The organism is Octadecabacter antarcticus 307 (genome assembly GCF_000155675.2).
In the GTDB taxonomy this organism is placed as follows: Bacteria; Pseudomonadota; Alphaproteobacteria; order Rhodobacterales; family Rhodobacteraceae; genus Octadecabacter; species Octadecabacter antarcticus.
On record NC_020911.1, the window covers coordinates 4,507,865 to 4,533,187 of the forward strand.

Here is a 25,323-nt window from a genome sequence, read left to right on the forward strand (position 1 = left end):
AGCTCACCCTCAAGAACAAAGGCCCGCACCTAACACAATCCAGCAGTCTCACCCAAACGCAAAAACTTTGCGACAGAACCCGCGCAACACGGTGTTTTTCAACAGAATCGGCTGTGAGTGACCAAGCGCATTCGATGGAAGGCCACGATGCTGCAGAGCGGAGAACTGCAAGTTGGAGCCCTTAGAGTCTGATTCAAAACTATTTGAGCGATTTCAGATCCTTGTGAGATGTCGTGTGACGCGTCTAATGTGTGCGATGAGGATTCAAGCCTCTGCGCTTGCGATAGATTTTTCCCAATCTTTTGATAGGCGGCGACATCGGTTCAGCCAGGCGAAGGTGCGTTCGACGACCCACCGGCGCGGCAGCACTTCAAAGCCCTCTGTGGTATCGGAACGTTTGATGATCTGGACGGTCCATCGGCCAAGGGCCTTCAGCGCGTCCCGCAGTTTGGGCCCTGCATATCCGCCATCCGCAAATACATGCCGCAATGATGGATAACGTGAGACGATAGCTTTCAACACATCTGGCGCGCCATCCCGATCCTGAATTCCGGCACTGTGGACCACCAGGCCCACCAAAAATCGACTGTGTCGGTGACGATATGGCGCTTGCGTCCTTTGATCCGTTTTCCCGCATCGTACCCTCTAACCCCACCACTTTCAGTTGTTTTTACGCTCTGACTATCTATGATCCCGGCGGTTGGCTGGGCCTTACGGCCCTCGGCCAAACGCGCGACTTCCACCAGCTTACGGTTCATCTCATCCAGCAAGCCATCATCGCGCCACGCGTAAAAATAACTCCGCACAGTCGAAACTGGCGGGAAGTCGTTGGGCAACATGCGCCACTGGCATCCGGTCGTTGCAATGTAGAGGATCGCGTCGAATACGTCGCGCAAACATGTCGTACGAGGCCGGCCTGTTCCCTTGGGCGGCCGCATCAAAGGCGCTATCAACGCCCATTCTGCGTCTGTCATATCACTTGCGTACTTATCGCTTTTTCGATCATGTTGGCGACGGGTGAGCTCAGTCCAGGCCATTGAGATCTCCATTCAGCTTCATAACCGAATACAATTACAACTTACTTAACTAGTTTTAAATCGGGGATCGTCAAGTTGCGGGGTATTTCCCTTCGGGGTATGCATTCGTATGACCAAGCCCAAGCAATCTGGCGCCTTCTTAGGCCATCGTTTTTCTCCTGAGATCATCGCATACGCCGTCTGGGCCTATCACCGATTTCCCATGAATTTGCGCGATGTCGAGGACTTGCTGGCAGCACGTGGGATTATAGTCAGCTACGAGACCATCCGCGCTTGGGTAGCGAAATTCGGATCACAATATGCCAAGGTGATCCGCCGAGATCGACCCAAAGTGGCGGACAAATGGCACCTGGACGAGGATGTCCAGCACATCAATTTTGAAACTGAAACGTCGATGTGTCGGACTTTGTGGTCGTTCACATTGACCTGTGCCCCAATTTCCCTCCAGCTTTGCGCGGAGTCCTTGGTGCTAAATCTTTGACCTTAAGCGGCCATCTTGTCGATGATCCTTCTCTCTAAAAATTCCATTGGCGTCAGGTTCCCCAGAGCTGAATGTGGTCTGCGCCAGTTGTAGTCGTCCTGCCATTCTTCAAGCGTTTTGCGGGCGTCGCCCAATGTAGCAAACAGCGTTTCATTGAGGCATTCATCTCTTAGTTTACCGTTGAAGCTTTCGATGAACCCGTTCTGCTGGGGCTTGCCCCCTCTCATGGTTTGCAAGCAAACCACTGCCGGGCGGCGGGACGCGATATAATGCCAATCGATGCCCGTATTTTGAACCCATTTGAGGATCGCCATGCTGGTGAATTCTGTGCCGTTATCCGACACAATCGTCTTTGGCATGCCGCGCTCAGCGATTACGCGGTCCAGTTCTCGGGCAACGTGCTGACCAGACAATGATGTGTCCGCGACAAGCACCAGGTTCTCGCGGCTGAAGTCATCGACAACCGTCAGAATACGAAACCGGCGACCGCCAGTCAGCGCGTCAGACACAAAATCTAATGACCATCTCTGGTTAGGACCATCAGGCAGCACCATCGGCTTCCGCGTGCCCAAAGCGCGCTTTCTACCGCCCCTACGACGCACTTGGAGCTTCTCTTCAGTGTAAATGCGTCTCACCTTTTTGTGGTTCACCGCAAAGCCTTCGCGCGCGATCATCACATGAACACGACGGCAACCAAACCGTCGCCGCTCCCTCGAAACCCGCTTGATGGCATCACGCAACTCAGCGTCATCGCCGCGGCGAGACGGATACCGCACCGTTGATCGATCAACTTGCAAGACATCGCACGCCCCCTCTCGGCAGATTGCTTTGCAATCGCCTGCCGGGCAATGGTCGCTGGCTAACCTGATGAGTTTCCATCAAGTGAACCACAGCTTTAAGCTTCCCAACGGGCGTCACCATTTTTTTGAATTGATGTCTCGCAACATTGCATTGTCCCTCGCCTGACAGGGTATTGCGCAGCAATGTCCCGAGAAGGGAGCATCTGTTCCGCTAGCAGCTTCTTTAGCTTCCCGTTCTCGTCTTCCAAGGCCCGCAACCGCTTCGCGTCAGACGGCTCCATGCCTCCATACTTCGATGTGTATTTATAGAACGTCGCTGAACTGATCCCGTCCCGCCGACATACATCAGCAGTCTTCTCCCCAGATTCCTGTTCTTTGATAATTGCTATGATCCGTTCGTCTGTAAATCGTGCCTTCATTTGTCCGTCCTTTTGTTGGGCGGACTCTACACAAATCTGGAGGAGTTTTAGGGGCGCAGGTCACTGTCGACAGCGCGCCATAGCCAATACTTCTTGCCGTTTATCGGAAGGACAACTTCGTCCAGGTGCCATTTGTCCGCCACTTTGGGTCGATCTCGGCGGATCACCTTGGCATATTGTGATCCGAATTTCGCTACCCAAGCGCGGATGGTCTCGTAGCTGACTATAATCCCACGTGCTGCCAGCAAGTCCTCGACATCGCGCAAATTCATGGGAAATCGGTGATAGGCCCAGACGGCGTATGCGATGATCTCAGGAGAAAAACGATGGCCTAAGAAGGCGCCAGATTGCTTGGGCTTGGTCATACGAATGCATACCCCGAAGGGAAATACCCCGCAACTTGACGATCCCCTTCACCGCACTTGGCATCCCCAGAACCGTTGTCGTAGCGTAGCTCCATCAGGGGTAAGAGGAAGTCAGACCTCATGCTGCTTTGTGCAACAAAGCCCATCGGCCATAAACATTCCTCATGAACAGATAGATTGGCCCCGCCTTTTGTGCGGAGCCTTTTTTAGCATGAACCGATCAGTCGTTGATATCGCGATCCCAGATTTTGATTTGCCCGCGACGAACGCCGAAAATCCGGCGCAAAATCACATAGGCAATCAACGAAAACACAGCGAAGACGACCAGCGACCATGCCAATGACATGCTGGCGCCAATGCCTATCCAGATCATTGCCCCAAGAAAAAGCGCACCGAGCGCAAAGCCAAAGAATATCCAAGCCGGGATAAGAATTTCAGCGATGGCCAGCAAAAGTGCCACCACCATCCAGACCCACCATTCATTGTACCACGACATTACCCGCGACCCTTAAGCATCTTGAACGCATCGCCAAACGCTTCGAGCGCGTTTGCTGGCACAAGGATCGTGTTGCTGCCAGCGGATGCGCCCAGTGCATTGAGCGATTCGACCTGCTTTAACGCAACCTGATACTGCGCCGCCTCGAGTCCGTTTTCGGCAATCGCCACGGCAACAACTTGTGTCGCATAGGCTTCTGCATCCGCAGAAACGCGGCGGGCTTTGGCGGCCTGTTCGGCGGCATAAAGTTCGGCGTCGGCCTGAAGCTCAACAGACCGCTTTTTACCCTCGGCCTCCGTCACTTGCGCCCGACGCGCACGTTCCGCGTTAAGCTGCTGAAGCATCGCGGCGCGGGTCGCAGCATCCAAATTCACATCGAGGATTTCGGCCCGGGTGACTTCGATGCCCCATTCGTCCACCTGCGCGGCCAACTGGTCCTGGATCGCAAGGATCAGGCCCGTGCGGTTCGCCTGCACTTGGTCAAGTTCCATCTTACCAATTTCTGAGCGCACGATACCGGCGACCGTCGTAGAAATCGCCCCATCGACGTCGCGGATACGATAGACCGTCTTTTCAGGTTCGGTGATGCGGTAAAACACCGACGTTTCGACCTGCACCAACACGTTGTCAGATGTAATCGCGTCTTGGCCCATCACCGGCAACTGGCGCTCCAGAATCGAAATCTTGTGCGCAACGCGGTCAAGAAATGGGATGATAAAGTTGATGCCAGGCCCAAGCACCGCGCGAAGCCGGCCAAACCGTTCAACCACAAATTTTTCAGACTGCGGCACGATGCGAACACCAACCATAATACAAAGGATGATAAATGCAGCCAACAGGATCAGGACAATATTGCCCCCAATCAGGTTGATTATGATGTTTTCAATGTCCATGATGTTTCCCCTCAATGCATAATAAAAGACCGCCTGTTCACAAGTTAGATAAGTTCGGTATCCGTGTCCTGCAACCACAGCCTCAGTCGCACACGCAAGGCTGGCACCAAATTTAGTATATTCATCACATCATCAATGTCCATAAGCGTCCAGCGCTGCCCTTCATCACCAAAGCAGATATTTTCCTCGATCTCACGTGGTAAATGAACGAAGAAAAACCACGCCTTGGCTGTGGGGTTCAACATTGACGATATCACCCTGCCCCACGTGATCGCACCGATCGGAACATCAAGCGCGAATTCCTCAAACACCTCACGACGCAGACACTCACGCCACGTTTTATACCCTTCACGCCCGCCACCTGGAAATCCCAGTATCCGGGCCAGACCACACCGCGATCGCGCTGATAAATCAACAACCGCGCCCCGATGAAAACCACTGCCTTTGCGCCATGAAATCCGTTCTCCATAGCGCAACCCTACCCGCTTCTTTGGTTTAAAAATACCAATGCCCCGCAGGGTCGGCTTGCCACCTCTCCCACGCTCTGCGTATTTACACCCCATGCCCACCCTTTGTCGCGCCTGTCTGCACACTTTTGAATCCGGCACCCGCTGCCCCGCGTGCCGCTCTCCGCGTGTGACGTCGCACGATGAACTGTTTGACCTCACCATTGCGCATATGGACTGTGATGCGTTTTACGCATCCGTGGAAAAACGTGACAATCCAGACCTCGACGGAAAGCCCGTCATTATCGGCGGTGGGCACCGTGGCGTAGTGTCGACATGTTGTTACATCGCACGCATTAAAGGCGTGCGATCAGCAATGCCGATGTTTCAGGCGCTGAAACTTTGTCCCGAAGCAATCATCGTGCGGGGCCGGATGGACCGCTACGTCGAAGTGTCGCGCCAAGTGCGTGCGCTGATGGACGAACTGACGCCAACAGTTGAACCCTTGTCGCTGGACGAAGCGTTCATGGACCTGTCGGGAACGGAAAATTTGCACGGCGCACCGCCTGCCGTGATGTTGGCGCGGCTGACCAAACGAATGGCCGATGAAATTGGGATCACCGGGTCCATCGGCCTGAGCCACAACAAGTTCCTCGCAAAAGTTGCATCGGATTTAGACAAACCGCGCGGGTTTTCAGTGATTGGCGCAGCGGAAACGACCGAATTCCTGCGTCCCAAGCCCGTGAAACTGATCTGGGGTATTGGCCCCGTCGCGCGGGCAAACCTCGACGCTGCTGGCATTCGCACCTTCGACGATCTGCTGCGGTGGGACAGTCGCGACCTGCATGATCGTTTTGGCGGCATGGGGGACAGGCTCTATTCCCTCGCACGGGGCGAAGATGCGCGCAGAATTTCGACGAGCACACCCGTGAAAGGGCTCAGCAACGAAACTACGTTCAATGAAGATACCAACGACCCTGATATTCTTGACGGTCACATTTGGCGGATGGCGGAAAAGGTGTCAGCGCGCGCCAAAGCGCAAGACAAGGCAGGTCGCGTGGTGACGCTTAAACTCAAACGCGGCGATCATAAACTCCTCAGCAAACGGCTCAGCTTGCATCAACCAACGCAATTGGCCGATACAATCTATCGCACCGCGCGCGAGCTTTTTGACCAAGTGGGTAAACAGGGGCCGTACCGTCTTTTGGGGGTCGGGATTTCCGAGCTGGTACCAGCGGGGGACGCAGACCGAATTGGCGACCTTCTGGATCCCAACGCCACCAAACGCGCAGATGCGGAACGCGCAACCGATGCGATCCGCGAAAAATTCGGCAAAGACGCAATTCTTAAGGGGCGCGCGTTGCGCTGACTATTCTGCCGCGACGCGCAAGTCTGCCGGACGACCGATTTCAGCGATTTCGGCAATCACGCCGTCCAGGGCCGCTTTGAATGCATTAAAATTGGCATTCGGCTTGATCGTGCGTTCGTTCATGTAGATGGCTCTGTCAATTTCGATCTGCACCGCATGATGCCGGCGCGACGGCCGGCCATAATGTTGGCAGATGTAGGCCCCCGCAAACGGCATATTACGCGCGACTTTGAAACCCGCAGACGCAAACGCCGCCTCGATCCGTTCCACCACAGACGACGCCGCCGCCGCTCCAAACCGGTCCCCTAGCACAACATCAGGGCGGGTGGCACCTGGGGGGCAGACATGTTCCAAGGCTTCGTGCGGCATGGAATGGCAATCAATCAGGATCGCTTCGCCAAAGCCTGCATGTGCTTCGTCCATCAGGGTTTGCAGGGTGTCGTGGTAGGCTCTCCAGACCGAACTGATACGCTCATGCGCTTCTGACAGCGTCAGTTTTCCACTATAAATTGCACGACCATTGGACACGACGCGGGGAATAACGCCAAGTCCACTGGCAATGCGCGGGTTGTGCGCGCCGCGCCGCACTCCGTCGATGACCGCAGGATCCAGTTCGTCGGGACCCCGGTTCAGATCCAGATACGCCCGTGGCGATTGCGCCAAAAGCAAAGGCGCACCATGATCAACGGCTGATCCAAACAAATCATCGACGAATGCATCCTCAGACGAACGGACTTGCATTTCATCCAACACGATCTTGCGCAAAAAGGCCGCCGGGTACCTGCGCCCCGAATGCGGTGACGCAAAAACCACAGATGTTGTGCGCGCCGAAGGGCGGCGCAACAGGTAAGATGGGTTTGACACAGTATCTATCATCATAGCCCTTTTTTGCACACCTTGGTGTTATCAGTGTAGCGCATTTCCACCATTTGCCAAAAGCCCTTGATCCCTATCCCGACTCTTTATATAGACCGCGCAACCGACGCGCGCTTGCGCGTCCTATTCGTTTCAGGGCGCCATGTCCTTTTCGTTTTAGGACACAAGCGTGTTAAGGGAATGGATGATTAGCTCAGCGGTAGAGCACTTCGTTGACATCGAAGGGGTCACTGGTTCGATCCCAGTATCGTCCACCATTACTTTGCACCTCACGGTGCGGGCACGAATATCACCACGCCGTTTGGCTTATGCCAGCAGCGTATAACATTAACAAAGGCGCAATCGCCGCGCCGCGAGACAAAGGACAGAACACATGAAAGTTCGCAACTCCCTCCGTTCGCTCAAGTCGCGCCACCGCGATTGCCGCGTTGTGCGCCGTAAGGGCCGGGTTTACGTTATCAACAAAACCAACCCACGGTTCAAAGCCCGTCAGGGCTAACAGACCGACCACATTCGAAGTTAAAAAGCCGCGCCCACCAATGGGACGCGGCTTTTTCTTTGGCTGGGTCAGAACTAAGATAACCGCCCCGAAATCGGGGTGAATAACCCTTTCGGTTTTGAACGGGGTTTGTGGCAGCATCAAGCGAGGTGGTTTAGGCATGTTCCAAAATGGAGGGTTTTAGGAACGGCTACTGAGTGTCTGCTTTGTCGGTGTGGTTTCAGAGGGTCGTCGCAACACTTTAATCTTTTTGGAAAGATGGAGTGTTTATTATGAAGTATCGCACACGGACGTCTTATACGGACCAACAGAAGTCTGAGATGTGGGATCGGTGGCAACGCGGTGATTCAATGGGCTCGATTGGCCGTCACTTCAATCGTGCGTCGTCGTCTATTTTCCCTCACTTGGTGCGAACTGGTGGGATCCGCCCCGCTGATCGCGCGCGGTCGCAATGTGCTTTGAGCCTCATTGAACGGGAAGTGATTTCCCGTGGGCTTGTCACAAAGCAGTCGTTTCGTCTCATCGCACAAAACCTGAACCGGTCACCTTCGACGATCAGCCGAGAGGTTCGCAGGAACGGCGGGCGACAAGCCTATCGTGCAACTCCTTCAGACCAACGCGCTTGGGACTGCGCAGCGCGGCCCAAATTGTGTAAGCTCTCATTCAACGATCCTTTGTGCCACTTGATAGCGCGAAAGCTGCGTCGGAAATGGTCACCGCAGCAAATCGCAGGCTGGCTCAAACGCAGATATCCTGATGAAGAGCAAAATCGCGTGTCACACGAAACGATATATCGCAGTCTCTATGTCCAAACTCGCGGGGTTTTGAAGAAGGAATTGCAGGAATGTCTGCGCAGTCCACGTGCGATCCAACGCTCCCGGCATGCCACTCAGAAGGGACTTGAGTTACGCAAAATCAAGAATGCTGTTTCAATTAGCGAACGCCCAGCAGAGGTAGAGGATCGTGCCGTTCCGGGGCATTGGGAGGGCGATTTAATCGCGGGATCGAACAACAGCTACATCGCAACGCTTGTGGAGCGCCATTCCCGTTTTGTGATGTTGGCCAAAGTCACGAACAAAGACACCCAGAGCGTGACGACAGCCTTGATCAAACAAGCACGAAAGCTTCCCAGAGAACTCTACAAATCCCTGACTTGGGATCGTGGATCAGAGATGGCGGGGCATCGAAAATTTACCGTTGCCACAAATATCGATGTCTATTTTTGTGATCCTCAATCTCCGTGGCAGCGCGGCAGCAACGAAAATACCAACCGCCTTCTCAGACAGTGCTTTCCCAAAGGCACCGATATATCCGGATTTAGCCACGCTAAGCTCAGCGCTGTCGCACGCCAACTTAACGAGCGACCAAGAAAGACCTTGCAATACCATACCCCAGCAGAGAAACTTGAAGCCTGTGTGGCAGCGACCCGTTGAAACCGCACGGGCAATTCGGCCTTTCGCCAGATGCGTGCGAAAGACCGAAATTGAAAGTTGCGTCTGCCATTGCGCCGCTTGTGAGGTTGTTCCGCCTTGCTCCTGGAAGAAGCCATCCATGGCGGCGACAGCCTGATTGACCTAATCATCGAAGAAATCCAAGAGTGCGGCTTTGCAAGTTCTCGGGCGCGGGTCACGGTTCTCGCCAGCTTGGCTCAATGGCTTTCCATTGAGTGAACCCACACCTCCGCCTCCAGTTCATGCGGGGCCCGCGTTCCGTCCGTGACGGCACCGAGCCTCTTTGCCACAGCCTGTGAACGAGTATTCTCCCAGTCTATGTAGCTGTATAGCCTATCTAACCCCAGATCCTCATAGGCCCATTTTTTGACGGCCATCGCAGCTTCCGTGGCAAAGCCTTTTCCCTCCGCTCCTTCGAACAGATGCCATGCCAGCTCTACGTCTGGCCAGTTGGAATGCTTGATCAAGCCCACTCGGCCGACGGGATGCCCCGTATGCTGTTCAACGACTGTAAAGAAGCCGAAGCCGTGCCAATGCCAGTGGCCAATGCCGGTCAGAAACCCGAACCAAGCCTGTTCCGCTGTGACCGTCTCTCCCTGCGCTTCCATCGACGAGGCACTGGTCATGAAACGGGTGAACCCCGGTAAATCATCCCGTTCGGGTCCACGCAAAACCAACCGTTGCGTCGTCAGCATGGGTGCAGTCGAGAGATTTTGCATCGGACGCCTTTTCGTTCGCAGACTTGGATTCCAGCCAAGTTCAGTATAGCGAACAGTCGCGCATACCTGAAAGTAGCCATTCAAACTTACCGCAGTATTATTCAGTACGGGCTCGAAGTCGACATCCACCGCATCCCAAGAACCGCCGTTTTTCGAACGTCTACTATTGCCTGTTGTCAGATATATATTTCGCGAAAGTAGTCCTTGGCCCAACCGTGATCATCAACCGCCTTTTACGTACAACTGACTTTCATATAGCGGACGGGTTTTGTTGGCGGCGGTACGGTTTCCCTGACCTTCCACCCCTTTGACAAACTCCCCCTAGCCTCGGCGCGTTTGGCCGCTTACGCTGCGTCCAATTATAAACAGAGAGGAATTCCTATGATCCGACCATTTTCAACTGCCCTAGCGACCAGCCTATTCGCGCTGGTCGCCCTTCCTGCCCTCGCGCAAGATGCAAACCTATGCGGTGGTGTCGGCGCAAATGGCCAATGGTTGGGCGGTGACGAAGCCTCGTCTGATATCTCGACTTCACCAGCTCATATCGAACAAATGGCACTGGTTTTGATGCGCAACGAATTTGTTGGTCTTTTTTCAGTGTCTCAAGATGGCGATTACCGCATCGAAGCCCAAGGGCGTGGGGGCGGCGATACGGTTCTGGACGTGCGCGACGCCAGTGGTGAAATTGTGGCGTCCGATGATGACAGCGGTGGCGATGCGTCCAGCCGCGCCGAAAGCTTCCTTACAGTCGGCACCTATTGCGTGTCGATGCGCAGCTTTGACGGATCGCCAATCACTGGATTTGTGCGCGCAGGTCGAATGGATCAGGAACCTTTGACCGCTGGATTTGCAGCCCCGTCCAATGATGTTGCGAATGGCGAATGTGATCTTAGCGTCGCCCAGCAACTGACGCTTGGCGAACCCCTTGCGAACCCATGGGCGACGCAAAATGTCTATTCGTTCGAGCTTGATGCGCCTGCTGCCGTAACGATTACCGCAGAAAATGAGGCCGCCGATCCAATTCTGACGCTGTTTGATGCGTCAGGGAATTGGCTGGCAGAAAATGACGATTTTGATGGGCTAAACAGCCGCATCGACATGGCAAACATGCTGCCGGCGGGCGAATATTGTGTCGCACTTAATTTGTATGGTGATGAAAGCCTGCCGATCACCGTGACGGCCAAGGCATATGATGCAATGGAAGTTCAGATGAACCTGTACGCGCGTGGCGATGCAAGCCCGCCGCTTGATGGCAGCTATCCTGTTGCAGCCCTCGGCGAACTGCAGACACGACTGCGTCAAGATGTAACCGTCGGTGGTGACGCCATTTGGTATTCTTTCGACATCTACGCCGGTGGTCTGGTGCTGGTCGAAGCGATTGCGCAAGGCCAAGGCGACCCCGTGTTGGTAATGTATGACGATCTGGGTCGTCTGGTCGGCTATAACGATGACAGCGACGAATACGGATCAGTGGATTCATTGCTGACAGTCCGTGTGCAACCCGGCACCTATCTGGTTGCCGTGCGGCAGTTGGACAACCAGACGCAGGGCCTTATTCGCATGGTGTTTGAACGCTACGTTCCTGCGCGTCCCTAAACGATCCTGATTCCTGAAATGAACCCCGCCCCCGCTGACTGGTGACGCATTCCGGCTTTTGGGACACAGAACTGACGCCTACCAAGTTTTTGCTTGGTAGGCGTTTGATTTTACAGATCATTTAGAGATAGGAGATACTAAGAGTTGCGGGAGAAGTGTCCCGCGACCACACATTGCAAAAAATGTCCGAAAGGTTTCCGTTTCATCCGAAACGACCAACATCTCTTTCGGCTTTGGAGGCCATCTTGACGAAACGACAGATAGGAAATCTGATGGTCAAGAGTGTTCCAAAACTAAACTTGCGTGAAGTTTATCCCGCAGTGTCCGAAGAAATCAACCTCAATACTTGTGGTGATGTCGATTGCGACAACGACGGTGTTGCTCCGGATTTTTCGCTACCCACCTTCAAGGGCCGCAATGCTACTCAACGCAAACTTCTCGCATCAATAAAGCTGCCAGCCCTTGCGACTGGCAAAGGCATATACACGCTCGACGGTGATGATAAGGCGTCGAGGGTATCCCAGGTTTTCGAGTATCAGGGCGATCCGCACGCTTGGGATGACGGGAGAAATCTCATTTGCCATCATCAAAAGGGAAACCGAACCTGCGAGGTATCGTTTAATATTTTCTCGAATGAACATCTCCTCGACGAAATCGACAGGCTGATGACACAGAATGGACTACTTGAAGGGCCAGTCTGTGGGTGTTGTGGCGCTCGGTATCTGGATGCACCGGACGAGTTTATCTTCAATGGAACGCACGGCAAACTCGCGCCCGCGCGTAGAGGGAAGCGGCCGAAGCCTTCTGGATTCCGGATCATTCATAAACCCTGTAAAGGGCAGCCCGGTGCGCGTATCTCCGTTTCCCTGGACCATCAGGCACAAAAGAAGAAGAGCGATAATGGTGCGCCTGCTCAGGGAGTTGGTCAATGGCGCAAGTATCAACGACCTCCAACGCCTTTTGTCGGACCCCGATACGGGCAAGAAATGCGGTGTGAGCCGTATTTACAGTCGTATTTTCTTTTTGGAAAAGATCCTGCTCGCGTTTGAGCGCGCGAAACTGCAAGATTGGAAAGCTAAGGAAGACGCATCCGACCGGTTCAGCCATATGCGCATCGCGCACGATGATGTGGTCATTTCAGTAAACTGGGAAAGTCGGTTTGATCGCCGCCTGACGCCTCTTCACTGCTCGGTCAGCGCAGACATCCGCAGTGGATATGTCTTCCGGATTGATGCCAACTTCGACCCGCGTGTCGATCCTGCTGCTTTCTTCGAAGAGCACTACCTCGATGTTGCCGGCCAGCCCCGCAATATCCGTAAACAATACACCCAGAAGTCTGGCAAGGTCGTGAGCGCCCCATTGCTTCACTTCCAAAGGCCGAGCGGTAGGTTTGATGAGGCCGCGTTCTTTGCCAGCGCCGAGAGTAGCTGGCGGGTTTTTGAGGAAAAGTTGAAGAAGGCCTATGAGGAAGACATTTCTTGCGGCATTGATCTGCCCGATGATGTTCAGCAAGGTCTTTGGGAATCAGGTGCGCGACGCCGGGTTCTCAATGAGATCCGCAACGGATACTTCGGCCTTGTAGATACCAACCGCGATCACCGCGGCAGTTTCAAGGGGGTAGTCGTTAAACAGACCTATACAAAGGCTGCGCACCTTGCGTGCCTGCGAAAGATGCTGCCAGATGGCAAGATTACCCTGGTTGGCGAACAAGAAGCTGCGATGGTGCGAGTTGTCCCTCACATTTTCCGAGACTTGATTAGGGAGGACAAGTTCGAATGGTTTGTGATGTCCTTCGACAAGGAAGCTTCTACGCCAACGAACCAAAGCCGTATCAAAAAATTCGAAAAGGCGTTCGAGGAGTTTGGTGAGATTCAGACGCGGATTGTAGGCGAAGAGCTTCCGAGATGGGAGCTATTGAGACGGTTCTGCGCAGCAGGGCTAATGCCAGCAGTGAAGACTGATAGCCAGGACGCGGTGCATCCTTTTCCGATCGCCAACTTTCAATCTGCCCAGTTCCCACAGTTCTGGGCCAGCTCGCCTGTCCAGCATTACGGTGAGACCGAAAAGACGGTGGGCTTTCCAGTGCTCCGGTCAAAATAGCGAAAGCGTTTGAAATCGGTAGGCTTCGATCAAAAGATAGCTGATGACGATCTAAGGGAGGCGCTCGCTCGTCGTGTGTTGAACACCACAATCCAGCCTGTATGAACCGCTTTTATGAACTCTGTGCGGAGCCGGATCAGTCCAACCGCGCGGGCAGGTGGGCGCGGCAGTCGAAACGGTCCCAGCTACATAAACGGCGCAGTATTTAATCCTGCTATCTTGGTCGCCCTGCTCAATATCTATCGCGTGTATTACAACTGGTTCGAGACACGGCAGTATGTAGCGTCTGGGTCGTCGGGGCAGGGCACAACCGAGGTGGCCCAAGGTGTCTCTACAGTGCGGGTTCCTGGATCGTCCAAATCCCTGAAAGTCCCGAAGCGGCGAACCGCCGCGCCGGTAATGCGGACCCCGGCGATGCGGCTGGGTGCCGACAATCCAAAGAACAAGGCACCTGATCCACGCAGGATCTTTTATCGACCTTGGTTGTTCCACGGCACACCGCTTTGGAGAAAGTTCGAGACACGGTAATGGCTTTCTCAATCAAGAGGCCCCCGCGAAATAAATCGCGAAAGCCTCTATGTGTCCCAAAAGCCGGAATGCGTCAGCTGACTGCTGGGGCGGGTTTTTTGGTGGCTAGGGACTTGGTATGGTGACGTTGATTGACCCTGTCATCAGGCCAACCGCCGTTGCCCGGTCCACATAGCCCGTCACAGTGATCCCTTGGGCCTCCTGATAGGCCGCGATCGCGTTTCGGGTGTCACCGTCGATCACACCGTCTAATCGACCGGGGTTGTGGCCAATATCGCGAAGCCGCAATTCCAACAACTGGGCGCGGATCCCTGAAAGGCGCAACGTCTCTTCTTGCGCCTGGGACTGCGCGATCTCCGCGTCAGTTGTACTTGGCGCAGTCAAATCATCAATCCGTGCACGGGCTTCAGCCGCAAACACGCCTGTTGGGTAAACCGCCAGGTATTCTTGATACCCAGCAACTGTATCCCTGCCTTCGGCACCCGACCACGCTGCACGATCTTGCGCTGCGATCGCCAAACGACGGAGATCTTCGATTTCTGAAAGCCGCGCGCTGGCGATATTGGCAAACAGACCATCGGGGAAACGTTCAAGGTAGGCGCGGTAGCCCGCTTCATCGCCAAACCCACCGGTTTCTGTCCAATAACTGCGGTCTCGCGCCTCGGCTTGGGCGCTTATCCGGGCTTGCTCGGCTTCAATCTCGGCCTGTTTGCGGGCGGCTTGTGCGTCCAGCAGGTTAATCTGGTCCCGCGTCAGATATGATGATTGCGGGAAGCCATTAAACTGCTGCCAGTTCACGATCGCACCGCGCGAACCGCGCCCGAAAATACCGTCCACACCGCGTGTGTTGTAATTCAAAAGGGTCAGATCCGTTTGAATGTCACGTCGCGCGTCGCGGCTTAGGCTCAGCGCTTCTTCGGCGAGACGCGCTGCACGGTTGGGTTCGGCCAAGATCGACACGATCTCGGCCTCGGCATCATCGACAAACGGACCCTCTGGATAACGAGCAACATAAATGCGGTATGCCTCAACGGTGTCCGCGTCCGTGGTTCGATCCCACAAAGCAGCTTCGGCGTTCAGATCGGATTCGGTCGGCCCTGTGGTCGGCAAAATGGGTTCAACAATCACAACACCGGGCATCAACTGCCAATCAATCGGAAAGTACCCATCCAACGACAACGCCGAATTTGATGCCAGACTGCGGCCAATCTCAGCCTCCGGTTCCGTGAGAACGCCAGACAGAACAGTGGCCGCCATGGACGGTGATGTGCGGATCAGCGTGACGCCCTGCGGAATCTCCATGTCGCCAACACCTGCCCGCAACCTACTATCGCCCATGTCCAAATCATCCGGATCGGCAGCGCCAAGCAGCAGCACGGCCTTTCCGGGGCGCTGGGCAAGAATACGCAGCACACTATCAAGCGACAGACCCGCACCGTCCACCGTGAACAAATCGGGTTCGGTGGATTCTGCTGTCAGCAGCCATGTCCGCGTCCCATCGGTCACAAAATGTCCTGATAGCGCGACGAGCAAACGATCCGCATCATCCAGCTGCGCCTGAAAAGCCGCAGCAAGATCGCTGACCGCGTCAACCCGCCCGTTGGCGCGGCCGAAAACATCAAAACCCAGCGCCTCAAGGCGATCGACAGCGCCCAGCACGTCATCAGCGCGGTTTACACGATCAAGCCGCTCATACCGCTCATTGCCTAAAACGAGTGCGGCGTCTTGCGCCAGCACAGGAAGGGGCAGCACAAACACTGTCGACATCAACAATCGGCGCACGGAACTCTGGAACATGGATCGTCCTTTCAAGTGTAACTTAGCATATTAAACGCGGGTATTGTTCGGTTATTCAATTTCAGTGTCACCGATTGCCAGCACGATTGCGGGGAACTCCACCTCAGAAAGTCATAGACTAAGGAGTGGAGGTTTGCGTTTAGGGCACAGCCTGTGTCATCTCTATGAAGCCCGACGGAGGGGCGATTGGCAACAGGAGCTACCCCATGTTGATTTGGATGCGCGGTGAGCCGCGCGAGAACGAAGCGCGCGCCCCGATGACACCAAAGGGTGCCGCCAAAATGCTCTCCAAAGGCTGGCGTGTGGTGGTTGAAGACGCACCTGATCGCTGCATTCCAACCAAAAGCTATCGCGACGTTGGATGTGAGATCGTCAAAAACGGCGAATGGGTAAATGCGCCAGACGATGCAATCATCCTTGGGCTGAAAGAACTGCCCGTGGATGGCACACCGCTGCGCCGTCGCCACATCATGTTTGGCCACGCATTTAAGGGCCAAGCGTCAGGACGGGTTCTGCTGGATCGGTTCAAATCGGGCGGCGGCACGCTGCTTGATCTAGAATATCTGGTGGATGACACTGAGCGCCGGGTCGCCGCGTTCGGCTACTGGGCCGGATACGCGGGGGCCGCAATTTCAGTGATGGCTTGGGGTCAGCAACAGCGCGGCAGAACACTTGGGGCAGTGAGCGCATTTGCGTCCGCGACCGAAATGGCGCGCAGCGTTCGCGCGTCAATCGACATAATCCCAACCGCGCTGATCATCGGGGCCTTGGGCCGTGTGGGAAGCGGCGCGATGGATTTGTGTGTGGCAGCTGGCATCGCCCCGACTGGGTGGGATATGGCAGAAACTGCGCACGGCGGTCCATTCCCTGAGGTATTGACCCACGACATATTGCTCAACTGCATTTTGGCCCACAAGGGCGCGCCTGTATTTGTGCCTGCCGATGCACGAACCGCTGCCCGCAAACTGTCAGTGATTGGCGATATCGCCTGTGATCCTGACAGCGATTTCTCCCCCATTAAGGTCTACAACACTGCGACGACGTGGGATATGCCAACTCTGCGCGCGCATGACACACCGCCGCTCGACGTGATGGCGATTGATAATCTACCGTCGCTTTTGCCAGTCGAAAGCACAGATGATTTCGCATCGCAACTGCTGCCACATCTGTTGACGCTCGACCGCCCCGAGGCAGGCGTTTGGGGGCGTGCACAAAAGACGTTTGCGGCACACCTATAGTCGCTGCGCTATTTGCCGAAAATGCGGAAGTAGGCCCAATCGGGTAGGAATTGCGCAAGGCGAAAGACCCACGAAAAGACCGCCGGAAAGCTCTTCTTGAAGTCTGACGTGTTCATATGATCAAGCATCGCTCGCGCCGCGTCTTCGGGGTCCATGATAAACGGCATTTTGAAATTGTTTTTGTCTGTCAGGCGAGTCTTGATAAAGCCGGGGTTGGCGACTTGAACATCCACACCGGTTTTGCGCAGATCAGCATACATGCATTCGGCCAGCGACATATTGGCGGCCTTTGATGCTGTGTAGCCAATCGACCCCGGCAAACCGCGAAAGCCCGTCAGCGAGGATGTGATGACGATATGACCAGTATCGCGCACCACCATTTTTGGCACCACTTGACCCAGCACCCGCAGATATCCAGTAAAGTTGATATTCGCCATCGCCACGGCCTTATCCGCGTCCCATTCATCCGCGCCAAATGGCCAATAAACACCCGCGAGCAACACCACACCGTCGACCTCGCCAACCGCCTCGGCAGCCTCTTTAACGCTGTCATCGTCGGAAATATCCATCACCTGATAGGACGCTTTACCGTGCAAGCCATCAACGACCTTGGCGAGCGCGTCTTCAGAGCGCGACGACACGATCACCTCAGCCCCCATGCGGCTAAGCCTTTCAGCCAGTGCTTTGCCCAAGCCTTCGCTTGCACCGATAAGCCAGTACCGTTTTCCTTGCCAGTCGCGCATTCTTATTTCTCCAACGTCGTTAATAATAACAAAATGATAGCCACGATCTTTAAGACAGACGGGACCAGTGCATACAGCCCGGTCAGCAGTGTAAGTGCTGCCTGCGGATTATTGATTCCGGCCTGAAAACCGGCCCGCTCAAGCAATGGCAGCAAAAGCACTGCCGCAAACGCGAGCGTGAATTTGCTCACCAGCGACCACAGCCCGAACCCCTGCCCACCATTGGGCGCAATCTTTGCCATGCGTTTGGCAAACATCGCCGGTAATAACGTCAAGTCAGCCCCAATCGTCGCACCGGACAGAACACAAATCACCGCAAACGCAGTGGTGTCCCCCGCGCCAAGCGTGAGCGTCCAGCCAAAGGCGGCGACCGCCAGAACCATCGCGCACAACAACACAGGCTTTTCACCAAACTTGCGGGCCAGCGCCGACCACACCGGTGACGAAACAGCCGCTGCGAGGAAAAACAACACCAGCAGCGGCCCTTCCCACCCCGGGGCATCAAGCCTTGATTCTACGTAAAACAGGAACAGCGTCGATGACACCGCAAGCGGCGTGGCGTTCACCAATGCCAACAGCAGCAGCCTGCGCGCAAGGCGGTCCGACAGTATCGCACCAATCGGCGTCGGGGCCTGTTCCACTGATGCTGGCGTCCATTCGCGCCACATGAACAGCGCCGCCAAAAGCGTTGCGGCGGCGAATCCCCATGCAAAGGCCGCAAAGGGCGCATCTGTAAAACCCATTAAGGCGGTCGGCGCGATGGCAGCCAAACAAATCCCTGTCAACGCACCTGATTCGCGCCAGGCCGCAAGTTGCACATGCCCACCGACCCGATCACCGACTTTGGCGATACCTTGCGCGTAAAAACTGATGGTGAGAAAGCTGAACGCGCTGAACAACCCCGTAATCATCAGGCCAAACCACCAAAGCGGATCAATTGGCGGCGGCACGGCGAACAACCCAATCATTGATGCAGCCAGCAAAAGCGCGCCAACAGCCACAGCAAACGCTTTTCCATTTCGCAACCGTTCGGCAATCCAGCCCAAGACCGGGTCCTGCACCACATCAAACAGACGCAGGCCGAACAGGACTGCGCCAAGCGCTGTCAGACTAACGCCAAATGTATCCGCGTAGTATTTTGGTGCGAAAATATAGATCGGCAAGCCCGCTCCGGACAGGACAGCCGCAAACGCTGTGTAGGCTGGAAACCGTTGGGACAACGCCTGACGTAGGGCCTTCATCGCGATACATCATCCACAGGCGGCTTGGGTCTGGCACGGTAAATCACGCCCTTCCACCACAGTTTAACTGCTTGCCAATGGATCAAAGCCAACACGCGGCGTGATCCCAGCGGGCGGCGCACAATTGCCTTGAGAATCGATGCATTGGTCAATGGTTCGCGCGCACCAGTCAGGGTCGCAATCAGACCCGTCGGACCGTCAGAGAAATCAATCCAGATGCCAATGCTGTCAGGCTGGATATCGAACCTGAAGGTATAGCTTCCCGCAATGTCCTGAAACGGTGAAACATGGAAAACTTTTTGCGCGGTTATCGTGTTGGCCTTGGTAATCTCGCGCAAGTCTTCGTGGTGACACAGGTATGAATGTCGATCACCAAACGTGTTGGATACTTCGGCAATAACCACACGCAACACGTCGTCACGGCCATAGCAAAGCCAAAACGATACCGGATTAAAAACATGCCCAAGCATCCTTGGCTGGGCCAGCAATTCAACGCGCCCCGTCACATCAAGCCCGCGATCCGCCAAAAGCGTTCGCACCCATGCAGCACCTATCCCGTGCTTTGGCACGCCACCATGATCACTGTCATGCACCGACATCACACCCCGCCCGTTGCGCGCGAAAAGCGCCGGCAGGTCAGGCGTGTTTTCGGCGTCTAGCAGCACATAATCGATGGAATAACGAAAGGCGTTGTTCGTACCGCCCCGCCGACCGTGGTAGGTCTCCCCTGCTATGTGTTGGACCTGTGTCATTGGTTTATTCAGCCGCCACTCTCATTGTGTTACGTGTCCGAATTGCGGACACGACATCCATCGCCGAACCGATCCCGTCTTCATGAAAACCGTTCTTCATCCATGCACCGCAAAACCATGTCCGATTCGAACCGTTCACCGCCACAGCAGATTTTTGCGCCGCCAATGCTTCGAGATTATAAACCGGATGGCGCAACGTTACCTTGTCCCAGATCAGGTCCGGATCAATATCGCGCGTGGTGTTCAGCGTGACAAATAGCGGGTCGTCCTGAAGCCAAGGCTGCAACTTGTTCATCCAATATGTTAGATCGATACGGTTGCTGTCTTTGTCTGCGTCTTCACAATAAACCCACGACGACCAAACCGATTTGCGCTTCGGCATGATTGACACATCTGAGTGTAGCACAATTTCGTTCGGCTGGTATTTGACCGCCCCAAGCATAGCTTTTTCAAATGTGGTTGGATCGTCAAGCATCGCCAGACTGTCGTCGGAATGGGTTGCAAATATGACCTCGTCAAATGCCTCCCACTCCGATCCGGGGGCTTTGATCGTCACGCCATTCTGCGCACGACGCACACCGTCTACTGGCGTGCCAAGCCGGATCACAACACCGCGCGCAGCCATAGATATGCCAAGACGTGACACGTATTCTTGGCTACCTCCATCAACGGTGAACCATTGATGCTGGCCACTAATGCCTAGCAAAGCATGGTTTTCGAAAAACGTCATCATCGCGCGGGCAGGAAAATCCATGATCTTTTCTGTCGGCGTTGACCAGATCGCACCAGACAGCGGCAAAAGGTAATAATCCCGAAAATACGACCCCGCACCAAGACGTTCGATCAAGCCACCAACTGTCAGCTTGTCTTCTTGGGCTAACCGAACGCCGTTCTTGTTAAACTTCAAAACGTCACGAATCATTCGCAAAAACTTTGGGTTCAACATATTCTTGGGCTGCGCGAACAATGCCTGAAGCGACGCCAGCCCATATTCAAACCGCCCGCCATCAATAGACGCCCCGAACGACATATTGGATTCCGTCACAGGGACGTCCAATTCGTCAAACAGCGCCGCGAGGTAGGGATAATTGGCGTAGTTGAACACGATAAAGCCTGTGTCGACCGCCTGATCACCATTCTTGCCCGCCATGCGCGTTCTGGCGTGGCCGCCAAGCCGCTGTTCGGCTTCAAACAGGACCACACTGTGGTCTTTGGCCAGCTCATGGGCCGCCGCCATGCCTGAAATTCCCGCACCAATAACTGCAATGCGTTTGCGCGCACCATTACTCTGGTCAAATGACATTTACGCGTCGTCCCCTAAGACTGTCTGCTCGGTCTGCGCATCGCTGCTTTTACCGTCTTATAATACTTACGCCGTGGGTACGCGTTTGGTTTCAATTCCGTCGACTTATTATGTGATCCAGAGCAGGTCTGAGTCCGTAACCCCCTTATGTTTACAAACACATCTTTGCTGACAATATCGGATGCGCGCGGAGCTCATGATGGGTATAGTGCCACACAAGCCATTGGTGCAATGCAACCAAACGGCTCTGATGTGAAAGAGATTATGGTGGCACCACGCAAGAAACCGGACCGGATGGCATGGGTAAACCACCTTGCGTCGATCCGTGATCAAAAAGACCGGTCGGCTTTCGCCGAAGTGTTTACCCATTTCGCACCACGTGTGAAGGCGTTCTTGATGAAATCCGGTGCCAATCCCGATATGGCAGAAGAGGTCGCACAGGACGTGATGGCGACGTTGTGGCGCAAAGCGCACTTGTTTGACCCCACAAAGGCGAGCGTTTCGACTTGGATCTTCACGATCGCGCGGAACCGCCGGATCGACATGCTGCGCAAACAGCGACGGCCTGAACCGGAAGACCTGACGTGGGGACCGGAGGCCGAACCCGATCAAGCCGATGTTTTGGCACTACAGCAAGACTGCGCAAAACTGGGTGAGGCTTTGGCCGCTCTACCGGAAAAACAACGAGACCTAATTGTGCGCGCCTATTACGGCGAACTCACGCACAGCGAAATTGCCGAGGCGACCGGACTACCGCTCGGTACCATAAAATCAAGAATCAGACTGGCGCTAAATCGTTTGCGCCACCAAATGAAATGACCGTTCCAATGACTGAAATAAAACACCACCTGACCGACGCCCTGCTGATGGCGTATTCTGCAGGCACTTTGCCAGAAGGTTTTAGCCTTGTGGTCGCAACGCATATTTCACTGTGCGACGAATGCCGCGCGCGAATGCATGAATTTGATGCCGTTGGCGGCGCGGTAGTGGACGAACAAGCCCCAGTAGCTATGTCAGATCACAGCCTTGCTACGACGCTGGACCTGATCGAAAACGGTGATATTCCCGCACCCGCTAGCCGCATCTCATCCGGTCATTTCCCGACCCCGCTGCAAGACTATGTCGGTGGTGATTTGGATGCAGTGCGATGGCGCAGGGTTGGTGGCGGCGTGCGCCAAGCGATCCTGAAAGTCGACGAATCCGCGAGCGTACGTTTGCTGCATATCCCCGCAGGTGTTGCAGTGCCTGACCATGGGCACCGTGGCACGGAACTAACGTTGGTTTTGCAAGGCGCATTTAGCGATGAAACCGACCGGTTTGGCAAAGGCGACATCGAGGTAGCAACACAAGACCTCAATCATCAACCTATCGCTGAAATGGGTCAGGATTGCATCTGCTTGGCGGCAACCGACGCACCGCTGCGCTTCAATAGCTTGATCCCACGTCTTTTGCAGCCGTTCTTAAAGATTTAACCGCAAAGATTATAAACCAAAAAAGGCTCGCTCAGAATGATCTAGGCTCGCCTTTTTCCATTCGAACCGATTTAGAACGGCAGTGATACCCAGCGCATGCCTAAGGCTTCGCCGTTCGTGAGGTTATTCAGCTGGCCGATGCCCGATGGAACCCCGCCTTCGTCAAGTTGCAGAACAATACGCAATTCCTCGTTGCCGTAAGCAACGCCTGTTTCGGTCGCTTCCAACGGGAAGGTCGCGCCATTTGACATCCGCACACATGTCCGCGCCATAATCTGTTCTTCGCATGCCACGATACTGGCTTGGTCGGGCGTATTCGTCAGCACCGACTGATAATAGAACGTCAGCGTGTTTCCAGGTGCAAAGGGCCCCGTTTCGCCGCCGGGCAGGGGAACTGTACACCCTGTCAAAACTGCACCTGTCAGCGCCATTAGCGCCGTTAACTTAATTCCACGCAAGATCAAGATCCGCTCCTCGCCAAGTCAGATATCCGTCGCCATCGGGCGACAAAAAAAATGTGCGGTCGCGGTATGCGCCCGTCACAACAAAATAATCTAATGGTCTCCGTACTGTGCCCACATGACCAGCGCCGCCGCAAATTTGCGTTCCACCACGACACGGTGTTAGCGAATATGTGTGCAGATCGCCATGTTCATTGGCCGCCACATAAACCGTTCCGGTATCAAAAGGCCGATCGCGGTGGATGTCATCAATCGCGCGATCCACGATGACAAAAATATTGTTAGGATCTTTTTCGATCCGCATCCGTTGCCCCCCTGATTGTGGATAAGCTAACGGGCGTGTCCCGCCGCCTCAAGAGCAGATTTTCGATCAGGTACGACCGAACAATCGCTCGATATCACTCAGTTTCAGTTCCACATAGGTCGGCCGCCCATGGTTGCATTGCCCCGAACGTGGCGTGCGTTCCATTTCGCGCAGCAGGGCATTCATTTCTTCACCACGCATCGAACGGCCCGTGCGGATCGACCCGTGGCAGGCCACACGGCTCAGGATTGCCTCAAGTTTCTCTTGCACCAGCGTGCTGGACCCTTGGTCACTGAGTTCGTCAAGAATGTCGCGCAACATCGCTTCGGCGTTGACTTCGCCCAAGATGGCAGGCGTTTCGCGCACAGCAATAGCATTGCCGCCAAAGGGTTCGATTGTCAGGCCGAACCGCGAAAGGTCATCGGCCACAGCCAGCAACTGCGCCGCATCCCCGTACGACATTTCAATAATTTCAGGGATAAGCAACGCCTGCGCCGCGACCCCATTTTCCGCCATCTGGGTTTTCAGCTTTTCATATACCAGCCGTTCGTGCGCCGCGTGTCCATCAACAATGACGATGCCGGTTTCGGTCTGCGCGATGATGTAGTTCTCATGCAGCTGTGCACGCGCCGCCCCAAGTGGGCGTTCTTGCGCGCTGGGGCCGTCGTTCGCTTCAACCACTTCAACACGGCCCGACATATCCGTTGCGATGTCTGCAAAACCGCTCGGGCGGTATGCAGGGCCAATGCCACCTGTGGGACGATCCATCTGATAGATCCGTGGTTCCATCTGTTCTGGCTGCATCGCGCCCAAAGTATCGCTGGCAACCGTGCTCGATGCGCGATGCCCTGCGTCAGCTAAGGCCGCCCGCAACGCGCTGACGATCAGCCCGCGCACGATTGTAGGATCACGAAACCGAACTTCGGACTTTGCCGGATGCACATTGACGTCAACGCGGGTCGGATCAACGTCGATAAACAGACACGCTGCTGGATGACGATCACGGCTCAACGTATCCATATAAGCCCCGCGCAGCGCCCCAATCAGAACTTTGTCACGCACAGGACGGCCATTCACATAAAGGAACTGCTGAACCGCCGATCCGCGCGAATAGGTCGGCAACGCAGCGTATCCCGTTAGATGAACACCTTCGCGCAACGCATCAATCGCCAGCGCGTTTTCGGCAAAATCTTTACCCAGAACGCTGCGCAGCCGGGCGTGCAGCGCATCAAACATATCCCCCGTTTCACCGTTCGCGCGAAACGTCACGCGGGAATTTCCACCAGATACATCCGTCAAAACAAACGTCACAAATGGCTCCGCCATTGCGAGCCGTTTGACCGCGTCACTGATCGCCTGCATTTCTGCGCGATCGGTGCGCAGGAATTTCAGACGCGCGGGTGTGGCATAAAACAGATCGCGCAATTCAACGATTGTCCCCACAGTTAACGCCGCTGGGCGCACGGCGGTGTGGGCGCCACCTGAAACTGAAATTTCGCAACCCTCGCCACCATCGGTGCGACTTCGGATCGTCAAGCGACCAACAGCGCCAAGGGACGGCAACGCCTCACCACGAAAACCAAAACTGTGGATGTTCAGCAAATCGGACCCGTCAATCTTTGACGTCGCATGGCGTGACAGGGCCAGCGGCAAATCCTGGGCAGTCATCCCGACGCCATTGTCCGTGACACGGATCAGGGTCTTACCGCCATCAGCAACAAAGACTTCAACCCGCGACGCACGCGCATCCAAAGCATTTTCAATGAGTTCTTTGACAACCGACGCCGGACGTTCCACGACCTCACCCGCAGCGATGCGATTGATCGCAGCATCGTCGAGTTGGCGAATAACGGGGCGCCCGTCTTTCAATGAAGGAGTGGCGCCTATATTGGGATCAGTGAATTCCATAGCACTACAGATAGCATAGCTGGCAGCGA

Annotated in this window: 25 protein-coding genes, 1 tRNA gene and 3 pseudogenes; 13 read left to right on the forward strand and 16 right to left on the reverse strand. The window is 55.0% G+C overall.

Going from position 1 to position 25,323, the window contains the following annotated elements:
• Positions 1-264: 264 nt before the first annotated feature.
• A protein-coding gene (locus OAN307_RS23090) for an IS5 family transposase (RefSeq protein ID WP_144055675.1) occupies positions 265-1,037 on the reverse strand; the annotation gives its coding sequence in 2 pieces (ribosomal slippage) (positions 265-584 and positions 584-1,037; 774 coding nt in all).
• A gap of 109 nt (positions 1,038-1,146) precedes the next feature.
• Between OAN307_RS23090 and OAN307_RS23095 the strand changes: the two are divergent.
• Positions 1,147-1,401 (forward strand): annotated as a pseudogene (locus tag OAN307_RS23095) (IS6 family transposase); the annotation flags it as partial.
• Between the two features lie 155 nt (positions 1,402-1,556).
• On the opposite strand, the pseudogene OAN307_RS30550 reads toward OAN307_RS23095, so the two are convergent.
• From OAN307_RS30550 to OAN307_RS23125, 5 genes and pseudogenes are all read right to left on the reverse strand, one after another.
• Positions 1,557-2,737 (reverse strand): annotated as a pseudogene (locus OAN307_RS30550) (IS3 family transposase); the annotation flags it as partial.
• A gap of 59 nt (positions 2,738-2,796) precedes the next feature.
• Positions 2,797-3,102, reverse strand: a pseudogene (locus OAN307_RS23110) (IS6 family transposase); the annotation flags it as partial.
• A 220-nt stretch (positions 3,103-3,322) separates the two neighbouring features.
• Entirely contained in the window at positions 3,323-3,598 is a 276-nt protein-coding gene (locus OAN307_RS23115; RefSeq protein WP_044044316.1) for an NfeD family protein, read from the reverse strand.
• Positions 3,598-4,491 (reverse strand): SPFH domain-containing protein, encoded by an 894-nt coding sequence (locus OAN307_RS23120; protein WP_015501825.1) that lies wholly within the window; start codon positions 4,489-4,491, stop codon positions 3,598-3,600. The genes OAN307_RS23115 and OAN307_RS23120 overlap by 1 nt, the downstream gene beginning before the upstream one ends.
• A 44-nt stretch (positions 4,492-4,535) precedes the next feature.
• Positions 4,536-5,054 (reverse strand): NUDIX domain-containing protein, encoded by a 519-nt coding sequence (locus tag OAN307_RS23125; RefSeq protein WP_051068088.1) that lies wholly within the window; start codon positions 5,052-5,054, stop codon positions 4,536-4,538.
• Between OAN307_RS23125 and OAN307_RS23130 the strand changes: the two genes are divergently transcribed.
• Positions 5,053-6,306, forward strand: coding sequence for a DNA polymerase IV (locus tag OAN307_RS23130; protein WP_015501826.1), 1,254 nt, complete (start codon positions 5,053-5,055; stop codon positions 6,304-6,306). The two genes, OAN307_RS23125 and OAN307_RS23130, sit on opposite strands and share 2 nt — an antisense overlap.
• On the opposite strand, the gene OAN307_RS23135 is transcribed toward OAN307_RS23130, so the two are convergent.
• Positions 6,307-7,182, reverse strand: a complete 876-nt coding sequence (locus tag OAN307_RS23135) for an N-formylglutamate amidohydrolase (RefSeq protein WP_015501827.1) — start codon at positions 7,180-7,182, stop codon at positions 6,307-6,309.
• Between the two features lie 182 nt (positions 7,183-7,364).
• On the opposite strand from OAN307_RS23135, the gene OAN307_RS23140 reads away from it, so the two are divergent.
• From OAN307_RS23140 to OAN307_RS29260, 4 genes are all read left to right on the forward strand, one after another.
• A tRNA-Val gene (locus tag OAN307_RS23140) sits at positions 7,365-7,439 on the forward strand.
• Between the two features lie 116 nt (positions 7,440-7,555).
• Complete coding sequence (gene ykgO, locus OAN307_RS27355; RefSeq protein WP_015496946.1) at positions 7,556-7,681, forward strand: type B 50S ribosomal protein L36; 126 nt, start codon at positions 7,556-7,558, stop codon at positions 7,679-7,681.
• A 272-nt stretch (positions 7,682-7,953) separates the two neighbouring features.
• A complete protein-coding gene (locus tag OAN307_RS23150; RefSeq protein ID WP_015501829.1) occupies positions 7,954-9,114 on the forward strand; it encodes an IS30 family transposase in 1,161 nt (386 codons plus the stop codon).
• Between the two features lie 96 nt (positions 9,115-9,210).
• Positions 9,211-9,351 (forward strand): hypothetical protein, encoded by a 141-nt coding sequence (locus tag OAN307_RS29260; protein ID WP_187292522.1) that lies wholly within the window; start codon positions 9,211-9,213, stop codon positions 9,349-9,351.
• Here the strand turns inward: OAN307_RS29260 and OAN307_RS23155 are convergent.
• Positions 9,330-9,851 (reverse strand): GNAT family N-acetyltransferase, encoded by a 522-nt coding sequence (locus OAN307_RS23155; protein WP_015501830.1) that lies wholly within the window; start codon positions 9,849-9,851, stop codon positions 9,330-9,332. The two genes, OAN307_RS29260 and OAN307_RS23155, sit on opposite strands and share 22 nt — an antisense overlap.
• 381 nt (positions 9,852-10,232) lie before the next feature.
• On the opposite strand from OAN307_RS23155, the gene OAN307_RS23160 reads away from it, so the two are divergent.
• The 4 genes from OAN307_RS23160 (at position 10,233) to OAN307_RS29270 (ending at position 14,075) form a co-directional block, all read left to right on the forward strand.
• Positions 10,233-11,447, forward strand: coding sequence for a DVUA0089 family protein (locus tag OAN307_RS23160; protein ID WP_015501831.1), 1,215 nt, complete (start codon positions 10,233-10,235; stop codon positions 11,445-11,447).
• 272 nt (positions 11,448-11,719) lie between these two features.
• On the forward strand, positions 11,720-12,496 hold the full coding sequence (locus OAN307_RS30555; protein WP_245540892.1) for a hypothetical protein: 777 nt from the start codon (positions 11,720-11,722) through the stop codon (positions 12,494-12,496).
• Positions 12,441-13,547, forward strand: coding sequence for a hypothetical protein (locus OAN307_RS29265; RefSeq protein ID WP_245540939.1), 1,107 nt, complete (start codon positions 12,441-12,443; stop codon positions 13,545-13,547). Before OAN307_RS30555 ends, OAN307_RS29265 begins: the two co-directional genes overlap by 56 nt.
• A 114-nt stretch (positions 13,548-13,661) precedes the next feature.
• On the forward strand, positions 13,662-14,075 hold the full coding sequence (locus OAN307_RS29270) for a hypothetical protein (RefSeq protein ID WP_144055627.1): 414 nt from the start codon (positions 13,662-13,664) through the stop codon (positions 14,073-14,075).
• Positions 14,076-14,180: 105 nt separating this feature from the next.
• Here the strand turns inward: OAN307_RS29270 and OAN307_RS23170 are convergent, their stop codons facing one another.
• Complete coding sequence (locus OAN307_RS23170; RefSeq protein WP_015501832.1) at positions 14,181-15,872, reverse strand: peptidoglycan-binding protein; 1,692 nt, start codon at positions 15,870-15,872, stop codon at positions 14,181-14,183.
• 206 nt (positions 15,873-16,078) lie between these two features.
• On the opposite strand from OAN307_RS23170, the gene OAN307_RS23175 reads away from it, so the two are divergent.
• Complete coding sequence (locus OAN307_RS23175; protein ID WP_015501833.1) at positions 16,079-17,110, forward strand: saccharopine dehydrogenase; 1,032 nt, start codon at positions 16,079-16,081, stop codon at positions 17,108-17,110.
• Between the two features lie 8 nt (positions 17,111-17,118).
• On the opposite strand, the gene OAN307_RS23180 is transcribed toward OAN307_RS23175, so the two are convergent.
• From OAN307_RS23180 to OAN307_RS23195, 4 genes are read right to left on the reverse strand one after another with little or no spacing between them, the layout of a single operon-like run.
• The gene (locus OAN307_RS23180; RefSeq protein WP_015501834.1) at positions 17,119-17,853 is read right to left on the reverse strand and encodes an SDR family NAD(P)-dependent oxidoreductase; all 735 of its coding nucleotides are present in this window, start codon (positions 17,851-17,853) and stop codon (positions 17,119-17,121) included.
• 2 nt (positions 17,854-17,855) lie between these two features.
• Positions 17,856-19,094 carry an MFS transporter gene (locus OAN307_RS23185; protein ID WP_015501835.1) on the reverse strand — a complete coding sequence of 413 codons (1,239 nt, stop codon included), beginning with the start codon at positions 19,092-19,094 and terminating at the stop codon, positions 17,856-17,858.
• Positions 19,091-19,846 carry a DUF1365 domain-containing protein gene (locus OAN307_RS23190; RefSeq protein ID WP_015501836.1) on the reverse strand — a complete coding sequence of 252 codons (756 nt, stop codon included), beginning with the start codon at positions 19,844-19,846 and terminating at the stop codon, positions 19,091-19,093. The genes OAN307_RS23185 and OAN307_RS23190 overlap by 4 nt, the downstream gene beginning before the upstream one ends.
• A 4-nt stretch (positions 19,847-19,850) precedes the next feature.
• Complete coding sequence (locus OAN307_RS23195) at positions 19,851-21,149, reverse strand: NAD(P)/FAD-dependent oxidoreductase (RefSeq protein ID WP_015501837.1); 1,299 nt, start codon at positions 21,147-21,149, stop codon at positions 19,851-19,853.
• 147 nt (positions 21,150-21,296) lie between these two features.
• On the opposite strand from OAN307_RS23195, the gene OAN307_RS23200 reads away from it, so the two are divergent.
• Both OAN307_RS23200 and OAN307_RS23205 read left to right on the forward strand, forming a co-directional pair.
• Positions 21,297-21,968: a sigma-70 family RNA polymerase sigma factor gene (locus OAN307_RS23200; RefSeq protein ID WP_015501838.1), complete on the forward strand. Its 672-nt coding sequence runs from the start codon at positions 21,297-21,299 to the stop codon at positions 21,966-21,968.
• A gap of 8 nt (positions 21,969-21,976) precedes the next feature.
• A complete protein-coding gene (locus OAN307_RS23205) occupies positions 21,977-22,621 on the forward strand; it encodes a ChrR family anti-sigma-E factor (protein ID WP_015501839.1) in 645 nt (214 codons plus the stop codon).
• A gap of 71 nt (positions 22,622-22,692) precedes the next feature.
• Here OAN307_RS23205 and OAN307_RS23210 read toward each other — a convergent pair whose 3' ends face one another.
• The 3 genes from OAN307_RS23210 to mutL form a co-directional block, all read right to left on the reverse strand.
• Complete coding sequence (locus OAN307_RS23210) at positions 22,693-23,085, reverse strand: hypothetical protein (RefSeq protein ID WP_245540940.1); 393 nt, start codon at positions 23,083-23,085, stop codon at positions 22,693-22,695.
• Positions 23,066-23,386 (reverse strand): hypothetical protein, encoded by a 321-nt coding sequence (locus OAN307_RS23215; RefSeq protein ID WP_015501841.1) that lies wholly within the window; start codon positions 23,384-23,386, stop codon positions 23,066-23,068. Before OAN307_RS23215 ends, OAN307_RS23210 begins: the two co-directional genes overlap by 20 nt.
• 66 nt (positions 23,387-23,452) lie before the next feature.
• Positions 23,453-25,294 (reverse strand): DNA mismatch repair endonuclease MutL, encoded by a 1,842-nt coding sequence (gene mutL / locus OAN307_RS23220; RefSeq protein WP_015501842.1) that lies wholly within the window; start codon positions 25,292-25,294, stop codon positions 23,453-23,455.
• Positions 25,295-25,323 lie beyond the last annotated feature (29 nt).